Source organism: Pseudomonas sp. SST3 (genome assembly GCF_003325755.1).
Genome location: NZ_QORI02000106.1, coordinates 1 through 4557 on the forward strand (window position 1 = coordinate 1; position 4557 = coordinate 4557).

The window sequence follows — 4557 nt, forward strand, 5'->3', positions numbered from 1 at the left end:
CGGCAAAACAGCTCGCTGCCTCGGCTCAGCCACGCGCTGCGCGACGCGGAGAATTCCCAGGCATGCAGGGTTTTTTCATCGGCAAAGCGGAAGATGATCTGGAACTCATCATCATGGGGTGGCGGGGCCAGCACGCCGGAACCCAGGTAACCGGGGAAGTCAGTCGCCAATTGCTCGCCTTCACGCAGCCAGGCCATCAGTTCTTCGTAGCGACCTTTGGCCACGCGGCGCGCAACCATCAAGGTGACGGGTGAGGTAGACATCGTATATCTCCAAATCAGCAAGTGCGCCGAGCCGGGTAGGCTGTGCACGAACGAGGCTGCGGGGTGGTGCAGCGACGCAAAAGAACAGGCAAGGATTATTCCGGATTTGCCCAAATACGCCAGAAACTTCGGATGGATCGCCGTAGATCTTGAATCATGCAGTTCAATCGGCGTTAAATGGTGTTCAAATTCATACAAGTTTTTTGACCGCTGATGCCCGAAATCACTGCGCCTCTTCGCGAAACGACAGCCGACAGCCACTCTGACTGCGAGGGGCTGTTTTCCGATTCGTGAAGTGGCAAGACTCACAGGTGTAAACCCGGTGACGTTGCGTGCGTGGGAGCGTCGCTACGGTTTGATCCAGCCTGTACGCACCGAAAGTGGGCACAGGCTTTACTCACGCACCGATATTGAAACCGTGCACCGCATCCTCGACTGGATCGAGCGGGGCGTGGCGGTGAGCAAAGTCGGCAAGCTTTTGGCGCGCGACCCACAGCCCAACGAGCCGGCTACCGCGTCACGCAGCGATACCGAACTGGAGTGGCGCCAATGGCAGGCGCAACTGCGGCAGGCCATCAGTGCTTTTGATGATCGTGAGCTCGACCGGTTGTACGGCCAGATCTTCAGCGTCTATTCGACAACCGTGGTGTTCCAGGACATTTTGGTCCCGCTGTGGCAGCAGTTGTTACGTCACCAAGGCCGCTTTGGCCAAGCCAGCGAGTGGCTGTTCTTCGATAATTTCCTGCGCTCGCGTGTCGCACGGTGCCTGCAAATGGCCTGTGCCTCGCCAGCGCCCAGGGTATTGCTGTCAGCCATTGCCGGAGAGTGCCGTGAGCTGGAGTTGCTGGTGGCGGGCTTGTTGATGTCGAGCGAGAAACTGGCGGTCAAGGTCCTGGGCGTTGGCCAGCCACTGGATGAGTTGACGCTGATCTGTGAGCGCACTCGGCCGCAAGCCCTGGTGCTGTTTTCCAACCATGCCCCTGGCGCAGAGCTGGCGTCGCGGCTCAATCGCCTGGCCTTCACCCTCGACTGCCCGTTGCTGCTGGCTGGAGAGGCGTCAGAGCTGGCAGAACACAGCCTGGAGGGGGCATCGATTGGTTGTCTGGGCAATGACGGGCGCTTGATGCCGCGCCGCTTGCAGCAACTGCTCAGCGGCCATCTGGAGTCTCAGGCATGAACGTGAGGATGAACCAGGCGATGCTGGTGCAGGATGAACTGGCGTAACCGTTCGATCTCATCGGCATCGCTCTGGCTGAGGCGATAAGCGAACAGGCCGCGGGCGGTTTCCCGCTCCAGCGTACCGCGCAGGGCGATGCGTTCGTAGCCGGAAGGGCTGAACCACAGGGAAAACGTCTTTGGCGGTTTGACCCGGCCACGCACTTCTACCAGCACCCCTTTGAATGACACTTCGTGCACCCACAGCGCGCTGGAGTAGCCCTTGATGTTTTCCAGCGCCACCGGCGTTTCAAGCGCCAGGCGCCACGGGCGGATCATCGGCCCATCTTCAAAAATGCTCGGTACGCCCAGGCGCAAATGCACGGCATGAAACTCATCTTCCACCAAGTGCAACGGGAAAGGTGAGTTGCTGGTTGTCGAACTGCGCCTGGATGGTGACCTGGTCGTGAGCCGCTAGCCGTGTGAGCAAATCGCGAATCTGTGCACCGCCATTAACCGTCAGGCTCGACCATGCATCCCGCAGGTTGAGCTGCGGGTTGTGCTGCATGTCCTGGATAAAATCCAGCTCGTCCTGCGTCAATAGCGTGTCGCGTTGCATTGATCTGGCTCAAGGCTGAGGCATTAAAAAGCCATTATCGCTCTAAAGACCGCGTTTTTTACAGTTTGTTAATTCCACTCGTCGCCTTGAGTGTGGCGAGCTCGCTCTTGAGCTCGGCCAACTGAGCTTCCAGTTGGGCGACACGCTGTTGTGCCTTGACTTGAGTGGTGACGTCTTTTTGCACGCCGACGAAATACGTTTGCTTGTCGACCTCGTTGTACACGGTCGAAAGCGATAGCTCGTTCCAGAAAGGCGTGCCGTCTTTGCGAAGTTGCGCAGGATCTCCCGGCAGGCGCCGCCGCTGTCGAGCGCGTCACGGATGGCGATCAAGGCCGGTTGGTCGCGGTCGCCCGACTGCAGGAAGCGGCAGTCCTGATACAGGATCTCGTCGAGGGTATAGCCCGTCAGCCGTTCGAAGGCCGGGTTGACGTAGATCAGCGGTTTGTCGTTGCCTTCGCGCTCGGCAACAACGATTCCGTCGTTGGACGCATTGACGACCATTTGCAACAGTTTGGCGTTAATCATAGAGCGGTCCATGGCCTGGTTTTGACCTTGCCAGTTTATGGCAAGTCTGGAATGTTGCACGGTGCGCACTGAAATATTGGCACAGGCTGCTAATATCCCACGCTTTCACTCAACCACAGGATCAGATTGATGAAAGTCGCCATCCTCTCCGGCTCGGTCTACGGTACGGCTGAAGAAGTCGCTCGCCACGCGGAAGAAATCCTCAAGGACGCAGGTTTCAACGCCTGGCACAACGCACGTGCCACGCTGGCAGACGTGCAGGCCTTTGCTCCCGATGCATTCCTGGCAGTGACCTCGACCACCGGCATGGGCGAGTTGCCCGACAATCTGCAGCCTCTGTACTCAACCATCCGCGACCAACTGCCCGCCGCCTGGCGCGGCCTGCCGGGAGCGGTCATCGGCCTGGGCGACGCCAGCTATGGCGATACTTTCTGTGGCGGCGGTGAACAAATGCGCGAAATTGTTCGCCGAACTGGGCATCCGCGAAGTGCAGCCGATGCTGCGCCTGGACGCCAGCGAAAGCGTCACCCCGGAAGCTGACGCCGAGCCTTGGCTGGCCGATTTGATCACCGCGCTGCGCGGTTGAGCCCCAGGGAGCGCCGTTATTGACGGCGCTTGTTTTGACACGTATTTGTACTATTCTCTTGACTGACTCGCTCAGTCATCAAGCTGGCTGCCAAGGAAACTCCTTGCGCCTCGGCGTCTGACTAGACTGGCTCTCACTTTAGACACCATAAGAAGTGCGCCAAGGAGGTCATTGCCATGAGCCTAGCCCCTGCTCCATCGCCACAAAACGTCAAAGCCCAGGTCAGCGCCGCCGAATGGCAAACCCGCGTGGACCTTGCGGCCTGCTATCGCCTGGTGGCCATGCACGGTTGGGATGACCTGATCTTCACGCATATTTCGGCCAAGGTGCCGGGCACTGAAGATTTCCTGATCAACCCCTATGGGCTGATGTTCCATGAGATCACCGCGTCGAGCCTGGTCAAGGTTGACCAGGCCGGCAATAAGCAAATGGAGAGCCCCTACGATATAAACCCTGCGGGCTACACCATCCACAGCGCCATCCACGAAGTACGCCACGACGTGACCTGCGTGCTGCACACTCACACTGCTGCGGGCGTGGCGGTGTGTGCGCAAAAGCAGGGTGTATTGCCCATCAGCCAGCAATCGCTGTTTGTACTGTCCAGCCTGGGCTATCACGCCTATGAGGGCGTGGCGCTCAATCACGAGGAAAAGGCCCGCCTGCAAGCGGATTTGGGCCAGAACAATTTCCTGATGCTGCATAACCACGGCCTGCTGACCTGCGCCGGCACCATCGCCGATACCTTCCTGATGATGTTCACCTTCCAGCGCGCCTGCGAGATCCAGGTGCTGGCCCAGAGCGGCGGCACCGAGTTGATCGCCATCGAGCCGCAGATTCTCGCCGGTGCCAAGGCGATGGTGGCAGCTGTCACAAAAAGCGCCCAAGGTATGGGTGGTGCGCTGGCCTGGCCGGCGCTGCTACGCAAATTGGACCACCAGGACCCCGGGTATAAAAGCTGATGCCACTCGCCGAGATACCGCTCAGAGCCTGGCGCAAGCGCGGCCAGGACTTCGTCTTTCGTGGCCACACCGTGCGGTATTGGATGGCCGGGCAGGGCGAGCCGTTGCTGCTGATTCATGGTTTCCCCACGGCCAGTTGGGACTGGCACTACCTGTGGCAACCCCTGGCCCAGCGCAATCTGGTGATTGCCTGCGACATGCTCGGCTTTGGCGACTCGGCCAAACCCTTGGACCACGACTATTGCCTGTTGGAACAGGCCGATCTGCAACAGGCGCTGCTTGAGCACCTGCGCGTAGAGCAGCCGGTGCATGTGTTGGCTCATGACTACGGCGACAGTGTCGCCCAGGAATTATTGGCTCGGCATTACGAGGGCCGGTTTCCGATGGCGAGTTGTGTATTTCTCAACGGCGGGCTGTTTCCGGAAACCCATCGGCCGGCGCTGGTGCAAA

The 4557-nt window shown here is 59.4% G+C and carries 3 protein-coding genes and 4 pseudogenes; 4 read left to right on the plus strand and 3 right to left on the minus strand.

The window, feature by feature from the left end:
- Nucleotides 1-263: pseudogene (locus tag DQ405_RS24405) on the minus strand (antibiotic biosynthesis monooxygenase); the annotation flags it as partial.
- Between the two features lie 322 nt (nucleotides 264-585).
- Here DQ405_RS24405 and DQ405_RS24410 point away from each other — a divergent pair.
- Nucleotides 586-1440: a MerR family transcriptional regulator gene (locus DQ405_RS24410; RefSeq protein ID WP_019817479.1), complete on the plus strand. Its 855-nt coding sequence runs from the start codon at nucleotides 586-588 to the stop codon at nucleotides 1438-1440.
- On the opposite strand, the pseudogene DQ405_RS24415 reads toward DQ405_RS24410, so the two are convergent.
- Both DQ405_RS24415 and DQ405_RS24420 read right to left on the minus strand, forming a co-directional pair.
- Nucleotides 1431-2037 (minus strand): annotated as a pseudogene (locus DQ405_RS24415) (hypothetical protein). The gene DQ405_RS24410 and the pseudogene DQ405_RS24415 overlap by 10 nt on opposite strands.
- 58 nt (nucleotides 2038-2095) lie before the next feature.
- Nucleotides 2096-2562, minus strand: a pseudogene (locus DQ405_RS24420) (PAS domain-containing protein).
- A gap of 129 nt (nucleotides 2563-2691) precedes the next feature.
- Between DQ405_RS24420 and DQ405_RS24425 the strand changes: the two are divergent.
- The 3 genes and pseudogenes from DQ405_RS24425 to DQ405_RS24435 form a co-directional block, all read left to right on the plus strand.
- Nucleotides 2692-3148 (plus strand): annotated as a pseudogene (locus DQ405_RS24425) (flavodoxin).
- Nucleotides 3149-3324: 176 nt separating this feature from the next.
- Nucleotides 3325-4107 (plus strand): class II aldolase/adducin family protein, encoded by a 783-nt coding sequence (locus DQ405_RS24430; RefSeq protein WP_020302024.1) that lies wholly within the window; start codon nucleotides 3325-3327, stop codon nucleotides 4105-4107.
- A partial coding sequence (locus tag DQ405_RS24435) for an alpha/beta fold hydrolase (RefSeq protein WP_168426365.1) occupies nucleotides 4107-4557 on the plus strand: 451 nt, incomplete at its 3' end. The genes DQ405_RS24430 and DQ405_RS24435, both read left to right, overlap by 1 nt.